The sequence below is a fragment of the Bradyrhizobium sp. USDA 4011 genome (assembly GCF_054063415.1).
Map to the genome: position 1 here is coordinate 3,741,265 of NZ_JBSSGG010000001.1, position 18,984 is coordinate 3,760,248.

17 protein-coding genes and 1 pseudogene are annotated in these 18,984 nt (G+C 64.1%); 10 read left to right on the forward strand and 8 right to left on the reverse strand.

Annotated elements, in window-relative coordinates; translation table 11 throughout:
• The first annotated feature begins 10 nt into the window (after positions 1-10).
• Genes cyoB through ACVW1C_RS17500 form a run of 6 tightly spaced genes read left to right on the forward strand, consistent with a single transcriptional unit; the run spans position 11 to position 5,757 of the window.
• Positions 11-2,014 carry a cytochrome o ubiquinol oxidase subunit I gene (cyoB, locus tag ACVW1C_RS17475; protein ID WP_456759487.1) on the forward strand — a complete coding sequence of 668 codons (2,004 nt, stop codon included), beginning with the start codon at positions 11-13 and terminating at the stop codon, positions 2,012-2,014.
• A complete protein-coding gene (cyoC, locus tag ACVW1C_RS17480) occupies positions 2,011-2,640 on the forward strand; it encodes a cytochrome o ubiquinol oxidase subunit III (protein ID WP_456759488.1) in 630 nt (209 codons plus the stop codon). Before cyoB ends, cyoC begins: the two co-directional genes overlap by 4 nt.
• The gene (gene cyoD, locus ACVW1C_RS17485; protein ID WP_173640166.1) at positions 2,637-3,044 is read left to right on the forward strand and encodes a cytochrome o ubiquinol oxidase subunit IV; all 408 of its coding nucleotides are present in this window, start codon (positions 2,637-2,639) and stop codon (positions 3,042-3,044) included. The genes cyoC and cyoD overlap by 4 nt, the downstream gene beginning before the upstream one ends.
• Before the next feature lie 2 nt (positions 3,045-3,046).
• Complete coding sequence (locus tag ACVW1C_RS17490; protein WP_456759489.1) at positions 3,047-3,877, forward strand: SURF1 family protein; 831 nt, start codon at positions 3,047-3,049, stop codon at positions 3,875-3,877.
• A 28-nt stretch (positions 3,878-3,905) separates the two neighbouring features.
• Positions 3,906-5,231: an ATP-binding protein gene (locus ACVW1C_RS17495; protein WP_456763110.1), complete on the forward strand. Its 1,326-nt coding sequence runs from the start codon at positions 3,906-3,908 to the stop codon at positions 5,229-5,231.
• Entirely contained in the window at positions 5,221-5,757 is a 537-nt protein-coding gene (locus ACVW1C_RS17500) for a response regulator transcription factor (protein ID WP_176528563.1), read from the forward strand. Before ACVW1C_RS17495 ends, ACVW1C_RS17500 begins: the two co-directional genes overlap by 11 nt.
• A 71-nt stretch (positions 5,758-5,828) precedes the next feature.
• Here the strand turns inward: ACVW1C_RS17500 and ACVW1C_RS17505 are convergent, their stop codons facing one another.
• A complete protein-coding gene (locus ACVW1C_RS17505; RefSeq protein ID WP_456759490.1) occupies positions 5,829-6,326 on the reverse strand; it encodes a nuclear transport factor 2 family protein in 498 nt (165 codons plus the stop codon).
• Positions 6,327-6,449: 123 nt separating this feature from the next.
• Between ACVW1C_RS17505 and ACVW1C_RS17510 the strand changes: the two genes are divergently transcribed.
• Positions 6,450-6,749, forward strand: a complete 300-nt coding sequence (locus ACVW1C_RS17510; RefSeq protein WP_456759491.1) for a hypothetical protein — start codon at positions 6,450-6,452, stop codon at positions 6,747-6,749.
• Here ACVW1C_RS17510 and ACVW1C_RS17515 read toward each other — a convergent pair.
• From ACVW1C_RS17515 to ACVW1C_RS17540, 6 genes and pseudogenes are all read right to left on the reverse strand, one after another.
• Entirely contained in the window at positions 6,730-7,998 is a 1,269-nt protein-coding gene (locus tag ACVW1C_RS17515; RefSeq protein WP_456759492.1) for an MFS transporter, read from the reverse strand. The genes ACVW1C_RS17510 and ACVW1C_RS17515 overlap by 20 nt on opposite strands.
• Before the next feature lie 208 nt (positions 7,999-8,206).
• On the reverse strand, positions 8,207-9,001 hold the full coding sequence (locus tag ACVW1C_RS17520) for a CarD family transcriptional regulator (RefSeq protein ID WP_212311903.1): 795 nt from the start codon (positions 8,999-9,001) through the stop codon (positions 8,207-8,209).
• 431 nt (positions 9,002-9,432) lie between these two features.
• Positions 9,433-9,771, reverse strand: coding sequence for a ferredoxin FdxA (gene fdxA, locus ACVW1C_RS17525; RefSeq protein ID WP_456759493.1), 339 nt, complete (start codon positions 9,769-9,771; stop codon positions 9,433-9,435).
• Between the two features lie 138 nt (positions 9,772-9,909).
• Complete coding sequence (locus ACVW1C_RS17530) at positions 9,910-10,194, reverse strand: RNA-binding S4 domain-containing protein (RefSeq protein WP_456759494.1); 285 nt, start codon at positions 10,192-10,194, stop codon at positions 9,910-9,912.
• Positions 10,195-10,226: 32 nt separating this feature from the next.
• Positions 10,227-13,763 (reverse strand): helicase-related protein, encoded by a 3,537-nt coding sequence (locus ACVW1C_RS17535; protein WP_456759495.1) that lies wholly within the window; start codon positions 13,761-13,763, stop codon positions 10,227-10,229.
• 615 nt (positions 13,764-14,378) lie between these two features.
• A pseudogene (locus tag ACVW1C_RS17540) lies at positions 14,379-15,210 on the reverse strand (DUF3108 domain-containing protein).
• Between the two features lie 351 nt (positions 15,211-15,561).
• Here ACVW1C_RS17540 and rpmB point away from each other — a divergent pair.
• Genes rpmB through ACVW1C_RS17555 form a run of 3 tightly spaced genes read left to right on the forward strand, consistent with a single transcriptional unit; the run spans position 15,562 to position 17,696 of the window.
• The gene (rpmB, locus tag ACVW1C_RS17545; protein WP_173640159.1) at positions 15,562-15,870 is read left to right on the forward strand and encodes a 50S ribosomal protein L28; all 309 of its coding nucleotides are present in this window, start codon (positions 15,562-15,564) and stop codon (positions 15,868-15,870) included.
• A gap of 52 nt (positions 15,871-15,922) precedes the next feature.
• Entirely contained in the window at positions 15,923-16,822 is a 900-nt protein-coding gene (locus ACVW1C_RS17550; RefSeq protein ID WP_456759496.1) for a DNA methyltransferase, read from the forward strand.
• Complete coding sequence (locus tag ACVW1C_RS17555) at positions 16,722-17,696, forward strand: DUF262 domain-containing protein (protein WP_456759497.1); 975 nt, start codon at positions 16,722-16,724, stop codon at positions 17,694-17,696. The genes ACVW1C_RS17550 and ACVW1C_RS17555 overlap by 101 nt, the downstream gene beginning before the upstream one ends.
• A 357-nt stretch (positions 17,697-18,053) precedes the next feature.
• Here ACVW1C_RS17555 and ACVW1C_RS17560 read toward each other — a convergent pair whose 3' ends face one another.
• Complete coding sequence (locus ACVW1C_RS17560) at positions 18,054-18,251, reverse strand: hypothetical protein (protein WP_456759498.1); 198 nt, start codon at positions 18,249-18,251, stop codon at positions 18,054-18,056.
• Between the last annotated feature and the right edge of the window lie 733 nt (positions 18,252-18,984).

Here is an 18,984-nt window from a genome sequence, read left to right on the forward strand (position 1 = left end):
GGAGCGCCGCATGAATCCCGATCTCATCAAGATGATCTTCGGCCGTCTCAATCTGGACGCGCTGCCGCTGCACGAGCCGATCCTGGTCGGCACCTTCGCGGTGGTGGCGACCGGCGGCCTCGCGCTGTTCGCGATCGTTACCTACTTCCGGCTCTGGACCTATCTGTGGCGCGAGTGGTTCACCACCGTCGACCACAAGCGCATCGGCATCATGTACATGATCCTCGGCATCGTGATGCTGCTGCGCGGCTTCGCAGACGCGCTGATGATGCGCCTGCAGCAGGCGATCGCCTTCAACGGCTCCGACGGCTATCTCCCGGCCCATCACTACGACCAAGTCTTCACCGCCCACGGCGTGATCATGATCTTCTTCGTGGCGATGCCGCTGGTCACCGGTCTGATGAACTACGTGGTGCCGCTGCAGATCGGCGCCCGCGACGTCTCCTTCCCCTTCCTCAACAATTTCAGCTTCTGGATGACGGTCGGCGGCGCCGTGCTGGTGATGATGTCGCTGTTCGTCGGCGAATTCGCCCGAACCGGCTGGCTGGCCTACCCGCCGCTGTCGAACATCGGCTACAGTCCCGACGTCGGCGTCGATTATTACATATGGGGACTACAGGTCGCCGGCGTCGGCACCACGCTATCGGGCATCAACCTGGTCTGCACCATCGTCAAGCTGCGCGCGCCGGGCATGACGATGATGAAGATGCCGGTGTTCACCTGGACCTCGCTCTGCACCAACGTCCTGATCGTCGCCTCCTTCCCGGTGCTGACAGCGGTGCTGGCGCTGCTGTCGCTCGACCGCTACGTCGGCACCAACTTCTTCACGAACGACTTCGGCGGCAACCCGATGATGTACGTGAACCTGATCTGGATCTGGGGCCATCCCGAGGTCTACATCCTGGTGCTGCCGGCATTCGGCATCTTCTCCGAGGTGACCGCGACGTTCTCCGGCAAGCGGTTGTTCGGCTACACCTCGATGGTCTACGCCACCGTCGTCATCACCATCCTGTCCTACCTGGTCTGGCTGCATCATTTCTTCACGATGGGCTCCGGCGCCAGCGTGAACTCGTTCTTCGGCATCACCACCATGATCATCTCGATCCCGACGGGCGCGAAGATGTTCAACTGGCTGTTCACGATGTATCGCGGCCGCATCCGCTTCGAGCTGCCGATGATGTGGACGGTGGCGTTCATGCTGACCTTCGTGATCGGCGGCATGACCGGCGTGCTGCTCGCGGTGCCGCCGGCGGATTTCGTGCTGCATAACAGCCTGTTCCTGATCGCGCATTTCCACAACGTGATCATCGGAGGCGTGCTGTTCGGCCTGTTCGCTGGCATCAACTACTGGTTCCCGAAGGCGTTCGGCTTCAGGCTCGATCCGTTCTGGGGCAAGCTGTCGTTCTGGTTCTGGGTCTCGGGTTTCTACTTCGCCTTCATGCCGCTCTATGTGCTCGGCCTGATGGGCGTGACCCGCCGGCTCCGCGTGTTCGACGATCCGTCCCTGCAGATCTGGTTCGTCATCGCGGCCTTCGGCGCCTTCCTGATCCTGCTCGGCATCGGCGCGATGCTGGTGCAGTTCGCGGTCAGCATCCTGCGCCGCGAGCAGCTGAAGGACACCACCGGCGATCCCTGGGACGCGCGCACGCTGGAATGGGCGACCTCCTCGCCGCCGCCGGACTACAACTTCGCCTTTACTCCGGTGGTCTACGACAACGATGCCTGGTGGGACATGAAGCGCCGCGGCTACCGGCGGCCGCTGACCGGCTTCAAGCCGATCCACATGCCCTCCAACACCGGCACCGGCGTCATCCTCGCCGCCCTCGCGACGGTGATGGGATTCGGCCTGATCTGGTACATCTGGTGGCTTGCCGCCGTCAGCTTCGCTGCGCTGCTCGCGGTCGCGATCGGCCACACCTTCAACTATCACCGCGACTTCCACATCCCGGCGGATGAGGTGGTGCGGACCGAAGATGCGCGGACGCGCGTTCTCGCCGCAGGAGCCCAGACATGACTGTTGCTACCGTCTCCACACAAGGCTCCGAACCGGTCTTCCACGTCCTCGACGAGCACGCGCATCCGGAAGGCGCCAGCACCATGCTGGGCTTCTGGATCTACCTGATGAGCGACTGCCTCATCTTCGCGATGCTGTTCGCGACCTATGGCGTGCTCGGCGGCAACTATGCCGCCGGCCCTGCGCCCAAGGACCTGTTCGACCTCAAGCTCGTCGCGCTCAACACCACGATGCTGCTGCTCTCCTCGATCACCTATGGCTTTGCCATGCTGACGATGGAGAAATCGAGGATCGGCGCGACGCAGGCCTGGCTCGCGATCACCGGGCTGTTCGGCCTCGCCTTCCTCGGCATCGAGCTCACCGAGTTCGCGCACATGATCCATGAAGGCGCGACGCCGCAGCGCAGCGCCTTCCTGTCGTCGTTCTTCACGCTGGTCGGCACCCACGGCCTGCACGTCACCTTCGGCCTGGTCTGGCTGGTGACGCTGATGGTGCAGACCGCGCGCTTCGGCCTAATCGAAGCCAACCGGCGCCGGCTGATGTGCCTTTCCATGTTCTGGCACTTCCTCGACGTGGTCTGGATCGGCGTCTTCACCTTCGTCTATCTCCTGGGAATGCTGCGATGACAACAGAAGCCCGCACTCTCGAAGCCAATGCCGGCGGTCACGGCCATGATGACCATGGCGGCGCGGCCCATCACGGGGCTGCACACGGCTCGCTGAAGAGCTATCTGATCGGCTTCGGCCTCTCCGTCGTCCTCACCGCGGTGCCGTTCTGGCTGGTGATGACCGGCGCCATCGCCGACAAGCAGGTCACCGCGCTGATCGTGCTGGTGCTCGCCGCGGTCCAGATCGTCGTGCACATGGTGTACTTCCTGCACATGAACACGCGGTCCGAGAACGGCTGGACCATGATGGCGATGATCTTCACCGTGATCATGGTGGTGATCGCGCTGACCGGATCGCTGTGGGTCATGCATCACCTCAACATCAACATGATGCCGATCCACGACATGAGCCAGATGCCGTGACGATGCGGCCTGCCAGACCCTCGCTCGCGCTGCTCACGCTCGGCATGCTGGGTGTGGTGCTGCTCGGCGCGCTCGGTATCTGGCAGATCGAACGCAGGACCTGGAAGCTGGCGCTGATCGAGCGAGTCGAGCAGCGCATGCATGCGGCGCCGACAGCGCCGCCGCCTCCCTCGTCATGGCCTGATGTCACGGCCGCGAGCGACGAATATCGCCGCGTCACCGTGCGCGGCACCTTCCTCAACTCCGACGAGACGCTGGTGCAGGCCGTCACCACAGAGGGCCCTGGCTTCTGGGTGCTGACCCCGTTGCGCATGGCCGACGGAACCAGCGTGCTGGTCAATCGTGGCTTCGTTCCGCCTGACAGGCGAGATCCGGCGACGCGGCGCGACAGCGAGCCGCAAGGCCCAGTCAGCATCACCGGGCTGCTGCGGATGTCAGAGCCGAAGGGCGGCTTCCTGCGGAGCAACGATCCCGCGGCAGGCCGCTGGTATTCCCGCGACGTCGCCGCCATCGCCGCCGTGCACGGATTGCCGCACACCGCCCCCTTCTTCATCGACGCCGATGCGACGCCCAATCCGGGCGGCACTCCGGTCGGCGGGCTCACGATCGTGCGGTTTCCGAACAACCACTTGATTTACGCGCTGACATGGTTCGCGCTGGCCTTTATGCTGGCCGGCGCGCTCCTGCGCGTCATCAGCGGCAGGGGCCGCGCCGGCGCCTTCGACCCAAGGTGGGGCTCAAGGCGCGCCGCCGTGCGCCGCCTGATCGGCGCAGCCCGCAATCTGTCTCGCGACACAGGCCCAGATGCTCGAGCGCACATCGGATCTGCATGACGAAAACGCCGCGACCAGCACGGCCGTGATGCCATCTGCCGTGAACGCGGCTGCCGGCATGCCGTTCGATCTCGCAGCACCCGCCGACCTCGCGACCAATCGCAAGAACATGGCCCTGCTGGTCCAGCTGCGCTGGATCGCCGTGATCGGCCAGATCGCCACCATCGGCTTCGTGCAGTTCTGGATGGGCGTCGCGCTGCCGCTGCTGCCGATGGCCGCCGTGATCTTCGGTCTCGTCGCGCTCAACCTCGTCAGCCTGCTGTGGCTGCGCTACCGCGCCGACATCAACAACCGCGAGCTCCTGGTCGCGCTGGCGCTCGACGTTGCGGCGCTGACCGCCCTGCTCTATCTCAGCGGCGGCGCCACCAATCCCTTCACGTCGCTCTATCTGCTGCAGGTCACGCTCGGCGCGGTGCTGCTCGATGCGCCCTCGACCTGGTCGCTGGTGGCGCTGGTCTGCATGAACTTCGCCTGGCTGACCAGCTACTACCGGCCGCTCGAGCTGCCGCTGGGCTTTGCCGAAGCCTTCAATCTCTATATCGCCGGCACATTCATCGGGCTCGTGCTCGACGCCGTGCTGCTCGTGGTGTTCATGACCCGGATCAACCGCAACCTGCGCGACCGCGACCTCCGCCTCGCAGCGCTGCGCCAGCACGCGGCCGAGCAGGACCACATCGTGCAGATGGGCCTTCTGGCCTCAGGCGCCGCGCATGAGCTCGGCACGCCGCTCGCCTCGCTCTCGGTCATCCTGGGCGACTGGCGCCGGATGCCGGCGCTCGCCTCCGATCCCGAGTTGTCGCAGGACCTCGGCGAGATGGAGATCTCGGTGCAGCGCTGCAAGTCGATCGTGACCGGCATCCTGCTGTCGGCCGGCGAAGCCCGCGGCGAAGGCTCCTCGCCGACCACGGTCGCGGCGTTCCTGACCGCGCTGGTGGAGGAATGGCGGACGACGCGGCCGTCGGCGACGCTGTATTTCCGCAACGCCTTCGGCGCCGATCTGGCGATCGTCTCCGACATCGCACTCAAGCAGGCGATCTTCAACGTGCTCGACAATGCCGCCGAGGTCTCGCGCGACTGGATCGAGCTGATGGCCGAACGCAATGCCGACAAGCTCGTGCTGTCGGTGACCGATCGCGGTCCGGGCTTCTCGCGCGAGATGCTGGCGCATGTCGGCAAGCCGTATCAGTCGACCAAGGGCAGCTCCGGCAGCGGCCTCGGCCTGTTCCTGGTCGTCAATGTCGTGCGCAAGCTGGGCGGGGTGGTGACGGCGCGCAACCGGCCGGATATCGGCGCCGCCGTCAGGCTCGAGCTGCCGCTCTCGACGCTTGCGATCGGAGACCATCTTGACGGATGAACGCCAGCTCCTGATCGTCGAGGACGATTCAGGCTTTGCCCGCACGCTGAAGCGCTCGTTCGAGCGCCGCGGCTACGGCGTTGCGGTATCGGCCTCGCTCGACGAGGTCCGCGAGCTGCTCGAGCAGCAATCGCCAGGCTATGCCGTCGTCGATCTGAAGCTCGCCGGCGGCGCATCGGGACTTGCCTGCGTCGAAGCGCTGCATGCGCATGATCCCGACATGTTGATCGTCGTGCTGACCGGGTTCGCCAGCATCGCGACCGCGGTCGAGGCGATCAAGCTCGGCGCCTGCCACTATCTGGCCAAGCCGTCGAACACCGACGACATCGAGGCCGCGTTCCTTAAAGCGCAAGGCAACGCCGCCATCGAGGTCGGCGCGCGGCCGACCTCGATCAAGACGCTGGAATGGGAGCGCATTCACCAGACCCTGATGGAGACCGATTTCAACATCTCCGAAGCCGCGCGCCGCCTCGGCATGCACCGCCGGACGCTAGCGCGCAAGCTTGAGAAGCAACGGGTGAAGTAGCAGGAAGAGGCGGATGACGCCTGCGAAACACGCGAATGCGCGCCCGATTCAGCCGGCCGCCTCCTGCTCCGTCACGTCATCGCCGCGACATCCGCCGCAGTGTCAATGTATTCCTGAAAGCGGACCGCCTTTCCTTCGCGGTACTTGAAAACATGGGCCCATTCGTTCTTGACGGTCTTGCCTGTTTTCTTTGCCCGCGCCGTGAGTGTACCCAAGACCACGACAGTGTCGCCCTGCTCAATCATCTCGCGCGGTGCAAACTCGCTGAATTCCAGATTCTCGCCGACCTGGACGAAGAAGTTTGCAATCTGCTGCTTTCCCCTAAAGGTCCCGGCCCAAGGCAATTTATCCTGGGGACCTGGCGTTATCCACGTACAGTCGTCATCGATCAGATCTCTCATGAGCGCCGGAATGTCACCGCGCTGAAACGCCTCATAACCCTTCCTGGTTGCCTCAACATTGGATGTCATCGGATTTTTCCTCGCTGCAAATTGATGGGTCACTTCAATGTCGATCAAATAGCCGCCGGGCGGCCAGCATATCATGCGCGCTCCGATTGCCGTCGTCATCCGTGAAGACGATTCTGGTCAGGATTGCTTACGTGGCTTTCAAGCCGTTCGGTACCCGGCGGTCCTCGCCTCACCGCGATCAAGAGGCTTCACTTTGTCCGGGCTACGATTGGAGAGCCGCTCGTGCGCACGCCGTTGCCGCTCACTCCGGTGCCGGTGTATAGCGACAGCATGGGCAATGCCGACAACCTGTTCCAGCCGCACGCGGATGGCCTCGACGACGTGACCATGATCGCGGCGGCGATCCGCTGCATCGACAATTTCACCGACCGCTTCAATGCCCGCGATCTCGCCGGCATGGACGCGCTGCTGCATTCATACAGCCGCGACCGTACCGACGGATCGATTGCCAGCCGTCACCGCAACCTGTGGATCGTGACCTCAGAGAACGGCCGTTGGGGCATCAAGCTGCGCTCGTACTAGAGCCCTGTTGTCGTGAAGTGGTGTCCGCTTCGCTCGAAGACGCTCTCAGAGCGCGACGTGGCAGCAATAACGGCGTGGTCAGCAAAAGCAGGCCGCTGAGCGCGATCGCCGTCCGGACACCGGCGAAGCCCGCCAGCAGGCCCCAGAGCGCGGTCAGCACCGCGATGGTTGCGCTGCTGGTGATGGTCCAGGCCGAGAGCACGCGCGCGGTCCGCTCGATCTCGATCTGGGCCAGACGATAGGCCGCAAACACCGGATTGAAGATACCGGCGCAGGTGACGAGACCGAACTGCAGCGCAAAGACGACGGCGATGCCCGCGGCACCGTTCGGCATAAAGGCGAGGCCGAGCGACCAGCAGGCACGCAGCGTACCGGCCGCGAGCAACACATTGTGCTGCCCGAAGCGAGCGGCGAGCGAAGGCGCGAGCCGCGCGCCGATCAGCCCGCCGATACAGGGCGCCCCGAATGCGAGCCCGTACTGCCACGGCGCAAAGCCGAGATCGCGCAACATCAGCACCGCGAGCAGCGGCGCCGTCGCCATGATCAGGCCATTGACCAGCACGGTGTTGAAGAACAGCAGGCGGAGCACGGGATGCGCGAGGATCGCCCGCCATCCCTCGATCAGTTCGGCCGCGCGAAATCCCTGGGCTTGGCGCTGGGCGGGCGCAGGCTCGCTTCCGCCGATCCGCCGGATGGCCAGCGCCGAGAGCAGAAAGCTGACCGCGTTGGCGACCACGGTCACCACCGGGCCGAGCACGCCGATCGCTGCACCCCCGAGTGGCGGCCCGATCGCGGTCGCGGTCCAGGTCGTGGCTTCGAGCCGCCCGTTCGCGATCACCAGATCGCCCGGCTCGACCAGCGCCTTCAAGCAGGCGCCGCTCGCCGCACGGAACGCGATGTCCGCGGCGGCCATGATGACGGCGACGACGACGAGCTGGACGAAGGTCAACCGTCCCAGCACGAACGCGATGGGAACGCTGATCGTCGCCGCGAAGCGGATCAGATCCATCGCGATCATCACCGGCCGCTTGCGGCGGAATTCGATCCAGGGCCCGAGCGGCACCGCCACCGCGGCCCCGGCCAGCAGCCCGACGGCCGCAAGCGCCGAGACCGCCTCCGGGCTCGCATGCAGCACCAGGATCGCGAGCAGCGGGAACGCGTCGAAGGCGATCCAGGTGCCGAACGTCGAGACCGTGAACGCGGTCCACAGCCAGTCGTAACCGCGCCCCAGCGACCGTCCTGCAAGCATGCTGCGCCCCTCGCCGGCTCCGCGAACTCGCCGCCAGCGCGGCGCAGCAGGTCATGAGTCGGAGCGATCAGCCAAGCGACGATTGCAGCAGGGCGATATGCAAGGCCGCATGCAAGACAGCGCCGTTTCCGCACCCAGCGAGATCGTGCGCAAAACAAAAAGCCCGGTCGTGCGACCGGGCTTCTCGTCTGAAATCCTGCAGCGTTGTTTAGGCGGCTTCGTCTTCGACGGCGGTATCGTCGCCATCAGAGTCGAGATCCTCACCGTCGGCATCGCCCTCCGCCTCGCCTTCAGCGGACTCGGCCTTGGCGCCGCGGCGCGGGCTCTTGGCGAGCTGGCCTTCGATCTCCTTGATCGCCTCGGTCTCGGTCGAGTGCTGCACGACCGCGATCTCGCGCGACAGGCGGTCGAGCGCCGCTTCATAAAGCTGGCGTTCGGAGTAGGACTGCTCGGGCTGCGATTCCGAACGGTAGAGATCGCGGACCACCTCGGCGATCGCGACGATGTCGCCCGAATTGATCTTCGCTTCGTATTCCTGGGCGCGGCGCGACCACATGGTGCGCTTGACGCGGGCGCGGCCCTTCAGCGTCTCCAGCGCCTTCTTGACCAGCGCCGGCTCCGACAGCTTGCGCATGCCGACATTGGCGACCTTCGCCGTCGGGACGCGCAGCGTCATCTTGTCCTTCATGAAATTGATCACGAACAGCTCGAGCTTGGCGCCCGCGATCTCCTGCTCCTCGATCGCCAGGATCTGGCCGACGCCGTGAGCGGGATAGACGACGAATTCATTGGCCTTGAAGCCCTGGCGCTGGGTCACGACCTTCTTCTCTTCCGGGCGGGACGGAGCGGCCGGCTTGGCGGCAACCTTCGGAGCAGCGGCGGGGACGGCAGCCTTCGGGGCGGCCGGCTTCGGCGCAACAGCAGCAGTCTTGGGGGCGACCTTCGCAGCAGCGGGCTTCGCAGCTGCCGCTTTCGCGGCAGTCTTGGCAGTCTTTTCTGGCATCACGCTTCTTTTGTTCTTTGAGGACTTTGCAGCCGCCGCCTTCTTGGCCCCCTTCACGGGCGCCTTGGCACGGCCCTTGGTTGCGCTGCGAGCAACGACAGCGGCTTTCTTCGTCGTCTTGGAAGCACTCTTTTTACGCGTTTTCTGTGACACAGCCTGCGCGCGGAAACTGCCACGCCCCTGTTCGATGTTTGCGGGAACCTCGACGCCACAAGGTACGCATGGCAGGGGGTTCTTGGCCTGTAATGGTGCAGATATAGCACATTTTCCGCAAAAATCAATGGTTTACGCCCGATTCCGGGCATAACAGGGCATCCTCAGGTCATATGTCCGTCATTAGGGTTAAATCGGCGGCCGAACGGAGGGGCCGCCGCGGGTCCGGGCCACCCTTATTGGGGTAGTCCCGCCGGCTGTTCGCGAGCGCCAGCGAATCAGTCGCCGCTGCCCGGATTCGGAGAAAAATACCTCTCGAACTTGCCTTCCTTGCCTTCCCACTCCTTGGCGTCCTCGGGCGCGTCCTTCTTCTGGGTGATGTTCGGCCAGCTCTTGGCATATTCGGTGTTCACCTCGAGCCACTTTTCCAGCCCCGGCTCGGTGTCCGGCTTGATGGCGTCAGCCGGGCATTCCGGCTCGCACACGCCGCAATCGATGCATTCGTCGGGATGGATGACCAGCATGTTCTCGCCCTCGTAGAAGCAATCGACGGGGCAGACCTCGACGCAGTCGGTATATTTGCACTTGATGCAGGCTTCAGTGACGACGTAGGTCATCCAAAACTCCGGAACGATCGATTTTTCTGGGGTTGCGTAGCGCAGGAATACCGGGGCCGCAAGGGAAGCCGGCCCTGAAAAACGCCAGTATTCTCACGCCCCTGCCACCCTAAAATTGGGATAGCAAGCGCTAGATAACTACTCCTTACCGGGCTGCAAATTGCCGGCCTGCAAATCTTCGTACAGCACGCGCGCCGAACTGGCATCGCCGCGCCGCTCGGCGAAGCCCGCGACCTTCAGCACGCGGACGCTGTTGTCGAGCGCGACGGTGATCACGTCGCCCGCCTTCACCGCATGGCCCGGCGATTTCTCGCGCGTGCCGTTGATGCGGACATGACCTGATGCGACGAGCTCAGCCGCGCCGGTGCGGGCCTTCACGACCCGCGCGTGCCACAGCCATTTGTCGAGCCGCTGTCTGTCCAAGCGTCAGACCAAGAACTGGACCAAGGGTTAGATTATTCCTTCCGGCCGGCGAGTTGCTCCTTCAGGGCAGCGAGCTTGGCGAACGGCGAGTTCGGATCGATCGGACGGTCGCGCTCGCGCGGCGCGCTCGACGCATAGGGCCGATGCGACGGGCCGCCCTCGCGCTTGTCGCGGCCGCCCTTGCCGAAATCGCGGCCGCCGCGGTCACGATCACCGCCCTTGCGATCGCCGCCGCCGAACTTGTTGTCGCGGCGACGCTCATTGTCGCGATCGCGGCCCTTGCCTTCAAAACGCTCGCGGCGTTGGCCCTTGTCCTCGCGCGGCGCGCCATCGGCCGGCGCGGCAGCGGCCGGCGCAGCGCCGTCAGCGGGCGCGCCTGGACGCGGAACGCGGAAATCCCGGTGGCGGCGCGGCCGGCGATGATGCTCGCGCTTTTCGCCCTCGCCGCCGCCTTCGGCAGCCTGCGCGCCCTCGGCGGGCTTGTTCTGGTGACGGCCGCGGTTGCGGTCGTGACCGCGATGATGCGGACGGCGCTCGTCGGAGCGGCCGCCGGGCCGCCAGACTTCGACCATTTGCGGCTCAGCCGGCGTTTCCGCGGCGGCGGGAGCGGCCTCGGCGGGCACGGCGTCAGCGCTCGCGGTCTCCGCAGGCGCTTCGGCGGCGGGCTCTGACGGAGCCTCTGCGGCAACGGCTTCAGGCGGCGTCTTCGCAGCGGCTTCCACCGCAGGCGCGGGCTCGGCCGGCACTTCAGCAACGGGGGCTTCAGCAGCCGGCTCTTCGGCAACAGCGGGCTCATCGACCGGCGCGGCGCGCTCGACGACGGCATCCTGCTGGGTCTCGAGCACCACCGGCGTCGCTTCGCTGGCGACCACCTCGGCAAAGCCGACATCGGGCAGCAGCGCGGCCGACGGCGCGGGAACGCCGGACACCGGCTGATCGGCGGCGGCTTCGGCCTCAGGCGCAGCGGCGGCTTCCGGCGCATCCGCCACGACCGCGGCATCGACCGGCACGTCCGCGGCCGCGTCCGAAGTCGCCTCAACCGGTGGCGTCTCGGCGGCAACGGTCTCGGTGGCCTCAGCAGGCGCAACCTCGACAGCCTTCGGCGGCAGCGGCGGGCGGCGGTCCATGCGGTAGCCGAGCGCGCGCAGGATCGAGGCAAAGTCCTCTCCGGCGGAGCCGGTCAGCGAGGTCATCGCCTGCGTGACGACAAAGCCGCGGCCATCGAACGCTCCGGCGGGCTTCTCGCCCGGCGAGGTCTCGCGCCAGGCAAGCGCCGGACGGATCAGATCGGCGAGCCGCTCGAGAATGTCGACGCGCACCGCGCGCTCGCCGCACTGGCGATAGCCGAGCACGCGATAGCCGTCGCGCGGCAGGGCCTTGTCGACCGGGAACGAGGTGCGGCCGCTGGAGGCGAGATGCTGCACATTCGACAGCGCGCCCATGTCGACATTGCTCTGCTTCTCGGCCCACAGCAGCGAGGCCAGCGAGCGCGCCGCGGGCTTCAGGAGCTGCGGGAAATAGATGTGATAGGCACCGAAGCGCACGCCGTATTTGCGCAGCGCGGCGCGCGAGGGCTGGTCGAGATCCTTCATCTCGGCGGCGATCTTGCTGCGCTCGAGCACGCCGAGCGCCTCGACGAGCTGGAAGGCGATGCCGCGGGCGATGCCCTGGATATCCTCGGCCTTGGACAGTTCGAACAGCGGCCCGAGCAGCTTCTCGATATGCGTCTTGAGCCAGAGATCGAGCCTGGTCTGCACGGCTTCGCGCGAGGCGCCGGTCAGCCGCTCGTCGGAAATGATGCGCAGCCGCGGATGCAGCGCGTCGTCGGCGGCCACCAGCTTGGCCACCGCATCGCCGGTCCAGCGGATGGTGCCGTCGGAGGTCAGCACGAACTGCTCGTCGGGGGCGGCGCCCAGTTTCTCGGCACGCGTATCGATCTCGCGCGCCAGCACCTGCTGGGCGGCGGCTTGCAGCGCCTTGGCGTCGCTGCCGGCCTCGGCCGCATCAGGTGCGAAGGTGAAACCATCGAGCCGGCCTATCACGTGGCCTTCCACGATCACTTCACCGGTCTTGCCAATTTCCGTATTCAAAACTGAGTTCTCCCGCAGGCGGCGCATCAATACACTGGTCCGCCTGTCAACGAAACGCTCCGTGAGCCGTTCATGCAGCGCATCGGACAATTTATTTTCGAGATCGCGCGTGATCCCCTGCCAGTGCTCCGGGTCGTAGAGCCAGTCGGGCCGGTTGGCAACGAAGGTCCAGGTCCGGATCTGCGCGATCCGGCCCGATAGCGTGTCGATATCGCCGTCAGTCCGGTTGGCCTGGTCGACCTGGGCGGCAAACCATGCATCAGGGATACGCCCCTTTTGCATCAGGAAGCCATACAGCGTGGTCACGAGTTCGGCATGGGCGGCCGGCGACAGCTTTCGGTAGTCCGGAACCTGGCAGGCCTCCCACAGCCGCTCCACCGCGGCCGAACCATGCGCGAATTCGCGCACCTCGGCGTCGCGCGCGACGTGTTCGAGCACGCGCAGGTCCTCGGCCACCGGGGCCCGCGTCAGTGCCTCATGATTGGGCGTCAGCGCCAGCGACACCTGCAACGCGCCGAGCGAGGCGAAATCGAGCCTGGCGTTGCGCCATTGCAGCATCTTGACGCTGTCGAAGGTGTGGTTCTGCAGCGCATTGACGAGCTCCGGCTCGAACGGCGCGCAGCGGCCGGTGGTGCCGAAGGTGCCGTTGCGCGTGGCGCGCCCGGCACGGCCCGCGATCTGGGCGAATTCGGCCGGCGTCAGCCGACGGAACTGGTAGCCGTCATATTTGCGGTCGGAGGCGAAGGCGACGTGATCGACGTCGAGATTGAGCCCCATGCCGACCGCGTCGGTGGCGACGAGGTAATCGACGTCGCCGTTCTGGAACATCTCGACCTGCGCATTGCGTGTGCGGGGCGAGAGCGAGCCCAGCACCACGGCCGCGCCGCCATGCTGGCGTCGGATCAGTTCGGCGATCGCGTAGACCTCATCGGCGGAGAACGCGACGATCGCGGTGCGCCGCGGCTGCCGCGTGATCTTGCGGTCGCCGGCGAATTCGAGCTGCGAGAGCCTGGGCCGCGTGACGATCGAGGCGCCCGGCAGCAGCCGCTCGATGATCGGCCGCATGGTCGCAGCCCCAAGCAGCAGCGTCTCGTCGCGGCCGCGGCGGTTGAGCATGCGATCGGTGAACACATGCCCGCGTTCGAGATCGGCCGCGATCTGGATCTCGTCGACCGCGAGGAACGACACATCGAGATCGCGCGGCATCGCTTCTACGGTCGAGACCCAGAAGCGCGGCGCCTTCGGCTTGATCTTCTCCTCGCCGGTGATCAGCGCGACATTGTCGACGCCTGCGCGGGCCGCGACTTTGTTGTAGACCTCGCGCGCGAGCAGCCGCAGCGGCAGCCCGATCAGGCCGGACGAATGCGCCAGCATGCGCTCGATCGCCAGATGCGTCTTGCCGGTGTTGGTCGGCCCCAGCACCGCAGTGACGCCTGCGCCGGGCACGCGGTCATTTCCGAACGAAGTTGAGAAAGCCATATTTTGCAGTTGTTTCTTTACTGAAGGCGGCTGTCAGCCGTCATTGCGAACGAAGCGAAGCAATCCATTTCGCGTGCGCGTCGGCACGATGGATTGCTTCGTCGCTGCGCTCCTCGCAATGACGCGGAAATCCAGAAACTGATCGATCATGGGCATCATCTGAGGCGAATCTGTCTCACAATGCGACGCTTTCCGCGCCACCCTTAAGCTTCGGAACGAGTCCGGAACGAATCGCGCCCGAATCGGTGACTCCATTCCAGGCCTGAAACGTTCACCGCAACATCTCGGGCAGGCTGACGGCGGCGGCACTAGATCAAGTTTGAGAGGGCTCCACAAGCACGGGATATGCGGACTGAATTCCTTAAATTCCAGAGGCGACCGAGTCGAATCAGAAGCGGACAAGAGTCAACTGGATTCCATGACGATTGTTGCATTCCTTGAACCGGTCACCTTCCCTGACCCGTCAGCCCCGCGCAAAGGCTTCGCCTTTGTCGCTGGAGGAGCGCAAAGCGTGTCTCGAAGGATGCACGGCCCGGCCGGTGGCCGTCGATCCTTCGAGACGCGCGCAAGAGCGCGCTCCTCAGGATGACGGTCAAGCACTTCCGCTGCTCACCCTTACTGCGTCTTCGCCACGCGCGGCGGCGCGGCTGTGGTGACGAACGAGGTGGCTTCCAGCATGGCATGGGCCGAGCGGAGTCGGGATCGTCATGCGGAACGGCACCAGAAGGCGGGTGCCCGCGATCGGCACGAAGGCGACCTCGATGTTGCGCTGGGCGGCGAGATATTTGATGACAGGGCGATCGGGGATGTAGCCCGAGATCGGCACGAAATAGAGCGCGCAGACCAGCGCCGGGCCGTGATAGCCGCGCTCGGCCTTCACGATCTCGACCCGCTTGAAGTCGAGCTTGAGGTCGTAACGCATGCGGCCGTCGAACACGCCGGCGCCGGTGCGGCAGACATCCGGGCTCATCAATTCGGCATTGCCCGGCGCGCGCAGGAACGAGCCGGTCATCGGATCGAACACGTTCTTCTTCTGCGCCTCGGTCACCGGCAGGCGGTCGGCATCGACCGGCGGCTCCGGCTCGATCGTGGATTCCTTGATGCCGCCAGCCGCCAGCACCATCCGGATGGTCTCCGACTTCTTCGAGGTGGTGGTGGTGGCGGTGTAGGAGGTGGCGGCCAGCACGCCGTTGACGACGCGGCCCTGCGAGGCGCCCGAGCCGCTGCCGCCGGAGAATGCCTTCAGGAGGCCCGCGGTGCCGCCCTGGGCCGAGGCCGAGAAGGTGTCGTCGCCGATTTCGATGGTCCAGCTGCCCTTGCCGACCGGGATACCGGCGAGCGTCGCCTCATACTGGGCGTCGAGCCGCCCCTGTGCGCTGGCGCGCTCGGCGCAAAACAGCAAGAGGGCACCGGCGCACAGACCGACGAGCCGGCCGAGCGGGGGCAAAAGGGCAATGGCGGTGGTCACTTAACCTACCTGACGGTCCTGCTATCGGCGCTCTTTCGTCATCCATCTGGACGTTCAATTCGGCCGGACAACGCGCGCATCTGTTATGGAACCAAGACTTGCAGCCGAATACGCCCTTTATATGGTTGCCATATCCGCCGTTAAGTGGCTGGTAGCGCTTATGAACCGCCATTTCCCGCGACGGTTATGCGGCGATATAATCTTGACGCTCGGGTATTCTCCCCCTATACACCCGCGGTTCCTGGAAAATGGACGCGAATTCAAAACCCCCGCGCGGGCCGCGTGATTGCACGCGCCGCCAGAGGCGGGGATGCAATAAGGATTTTGGTAATGTCCCGGCGCTGCGAACTGACGGCCAAGGGCCCCCAGACGGGCCACAAGGTGAGCCACTCCAACATCAAGACCAAGCGGCGCTTCCTGCCGAACCTGGCCAACGTGACCTTCATCTCGGACGCGCTCGGCCGCAACGTGCGCCTGCGCGTCTCGACCAACGCGCTGAAGAGCGTCGACCACAATGGCGGCCTCGACGCCTACCTGCTCAAGGCCAAGGCCGACGTGCTGTCGCCCCGCGCCCTCGATCTCAAGCGCGCGATCGAGAAGAAGGTCGGCAAGCCGGCGTTCGTGAAGAAGGCGAGCTGAGCGCGGCCGCACACGCGGAAAGCGCGAAGAGAGTTTTGAACGGCCGGGTCGGATGACCCGGCCGTTTTTGTTTGTGGATGCAGGGCTACGTTGGAAGGCTCGCTCCATCCGGAGAGTTTACACTCAGCGTCTCAGTTTCTTACGGGCCGGCTGGCCGAAAAGAAGCAAACTTCGTAGAAGTGTCTTAGTTGGATTCGCAGGAAACGAAGCTGTGCTCGCGAGGGACCTCGATATCATTTGGCCCAAAAGGACCGTCCAAACCAATGACGCGTGGGAGCGTTTCTTCCCATATTATGCAGGATATCCTGAGCTATTCGCGTCGAAGATCATTTCCTCGGCGGGCCTTCCTCCGAATTCGCTAACGTTGGACCCCTGGAACGGAAGTGGCACAACGACATATGCAGCCTCCAGTCTCGGCTTATCGAGCGTAGGTCTCGACCTGAATCCAGCCATGGTTGTAATTGGCAGAGCTCGGCTCTTACCGGTTACTGAAGCCGATAGCTTGATTCCCATCTGCAAGAGCATTCTGTCATTCCGCGATGCTGAGAGCGACATTTCTGCGGACGAACCGCTGCTCGGGTGGTTTGGACCTGAAACCGCCAAGCATATCCGCTCCATCGAAGGAGCGATTTGCGCCCACCTAGTCGGGCCCTGGACAATCTCAGATTGTGGCCTCAAGCTAGATAACCTATCGGGGATCGCGGCCGCTTTCTATGTAGCCCTCTTTTCCGTGTGCCGCTCGGTTTGTCAGAAGTTTCGAGCAACAAATCCAACTTGGTTCAGGCACGCGAAATCTGATGAGCGTCGCGTCTCATTAACAAGACCTCGGCTGGAAGCGCTATTGCTCGATTTTGTTACGCGCATGTCCGAAACACTGCGCAACGGCGACGAGCTTAGACATCGCTCCCGAATATCAACGTCAGTTTGTTTGGAAGGAGGCACGGGAGTCTGAATTAATAGAAAGCATTCTCTTGGGCATCCCGGTCCCGAGCCTTTACATGGCCGTCAATGCGGCGGATGGGTCATGGGAGGTGGTCGACGGCGTCCAACGCTTGAGCACAATACTCCATTTCCATGGCAATCCGGGCAACCTCCAAAAGATAGGGCGCTCCGAGCCGCTGCGATTGACGGGACTCGACAAGCTGTCAAACCTGAACGGTCTAACGTTTGCTGACCTGCCTGCGCCCGTGCGAACCGGTTTTTTGAACAGGCCCATGCGGGTTACGACGCTGAACGATCGCAGCGACTTTAATGTCCGATTTGACTTGTTTGAGCGGCTTAACACTGGTGGCGTCGGCCTCCATCAACAAGAGATTCGAAATATTGTCTATCGTGGCGAGTTCAAAAACTTGCTGAGACAGCTAAGTCAAAATGCCGACTTGCGTGCTGTGCTAAAATTGTCTCGTGGAAGCCGCGACGCTCAGATGTCCGCTGAGTACGAAGAAGCAGTACTTAGGTTTTTTGCCTTCGTAGAGGGCTACGAAGATTTCGATCACAGTGTCCGCGACTTTCTGAACAGATACATGCTTGACTACGCCGCAAATGGACCTTCGCAAGACCTCATAGATCTATTCGCAAATACTCTAGCATTCGTACGGCAAGAACTGCCACGCGGCATAATCAGGGGACGCGATAGCACTCCAATCAACTTGTACGAGGCGGTAGTTGTAGGTACGGCGTTGGCGCTCCAACAGGGCAAACCACGTGCGGGCGTATTGCCTCAGCTACTGAATGACTCAAATTTGAAGGGATACACATCACAAGGCACGAATAGCCGAGCGATGGTCCGACGGCGCATTGAATACGTGCGCGACGCGCTCATTTAGCTATGTCTATTTTGACCACTGTTTCACCGGCACTAACTACGCGCTTCCGCGAAGTGCAAGACGTGCTGCTTCGACGATTATCTTAACAACGGGGTCTTCAAACTTGTGCCTTAGCTGGAGTTCAGCGAGCGCTGGACATCCTTCAGGCTTGAAGACGCACATATTGTACGGCATATTTTCCTACCTATAAGCCGTGCGCTAAAAGACGAATTCCCCTAGCGTGCCCCCCGTCCAGTCCCGCAGAGAAGATATCCTTCTTCGCTGACATCGATGCACCGACGCCGCGATCGCAGCCAGATCACACGCTCTCAATCATGATGCGTTGCATGCGCAGCGCAAATCGCACCATCGCCCCCTTCACTCCGGCGACCGCAGTCCCGGCGACGTCACCCACGCGCTGATGCGCGAGGCGGTTTCGGCCTGGCGGGCCATGCGGATCAGGCGGTCGCGTGCGACGCCGGGCGGCATGGCGCGGGCCTGGTCGCGGAGGCGGATCGATTCATCCGCAAGGCGTTGCTCCGGGGACCTGCGCGGGTCGGGAAGGCTGTTCTGCATCACGCTGCTCCATTGCATCCGAAGGCGGGAGCGCAACTGGCGTTCTCGGTCACCGGCAGTGCCGGACATTCGCGGTGATGGACGAAGACTACGCCCGCGGGGCGTGGCTTGACGGTGCACTAATGAACACAGCGAAGGAAATCGACTGCGTGGATTTGAAGGGAGTTGGCGCCACGCCGGCTAGCCCCCCGGGAGCCGGCGCCCCCGGGGGAGTGCACGGCCCTGGCTTTGGGGGCAGGAACTTGCAAGGCCGTGCAGGCCGGTAACCCAGCCCGCAACATCAAGTCGGAACCGCAGCGCAAGTTCCACCGCCGCGGCGGCCGTGCGCCAAAAAACGAATTTCGCCAGCAAGTTCAAGGCGACACAGCCTGTCCAGTCCGCGCGAAGAAAATATTCCTCTTCCCCGAGACCCCAACTCAGCATTACAAGACCGCGTCCCGCCTCCTCTGAGAGGGGCGTATCGCGATCGTCACGGACGTTGGGTGCGGGATGCGGTGGACGCGAGAAGCGCGCGAGACGAGTGCGCCTCATCGCGGACGGTGAAATCGTGCAGGCCTGACGCCCTAGCGGCAGGTGTCTCTTCACAAGACGCAAACGCGTCCAGTGAAGACGGTGACAAACAAGCCCAGTCTCGCCGGGGAGAGCACGTATAAGCCGTAAACCAACCGCGCGGGGAACGCCGGGATCGCCCGGCCGTACCTGTGGTCCGACCTCCCGAGCTTTTTGTTGCTCG